General features: G+C 54.1%; 1 protein-coding gene. It reads right to left on the bottom strand.

What is annotated here, in order from left to right:
• The coding region (locus GTR00_RS22670; protein WP_166613690.1) for a F0F1 ATP synthase subunit A at positions 1-379 on the bottom strand (379 nt) is incomplete at both ends.

Genomic DNA, 379 nt, shown 5'->3' with positions numbered 1-379 from the left:
GCTACATACTGAGCCGACAGCACGGTAAATACGTAAGCCTGCAAAAAGCCCACAAACAACTCCAGCGCAAAGAGCGCGAAGCTGAGGATCAGGGAGAGACCGCCAGCAACGTTGTAAATAATGCTGGACGGGTAAGTGAGAAGGAATCCGCCACCAACGACGAAGATCATGATGATCAAGTGGCCGGCGACCATGTTGGCAAACAGTCGCAACGACAGCGTTAGTGGGCGGGTGACGAAGTTTGACAAGAACTCCAGCGGGATGATGAGCCACCGTAGGTACCAGGGCACGCCGGGCGGCAGTACCGAGTCCTTAAGGTAGCGAATTCCCTTGGTCTTAAACCCAGCGATGACGTAGACGAACCAGGACACTATAGCTA

It is taken from the genome of Kineococcus indalonis, from assembly GCF_009906395.1.
GTDB classification, from domain to species: Bacteria; Actinomycetota; Actinomycetes; order Actinomycetales; family Kineococcaceae; genus Kineococcus; species Kineococcus indalonis.
Note: the sequence above shows the minus strand (reverse complement) of the source record. Positions and strands in the feature narration are given on the sequence as shown.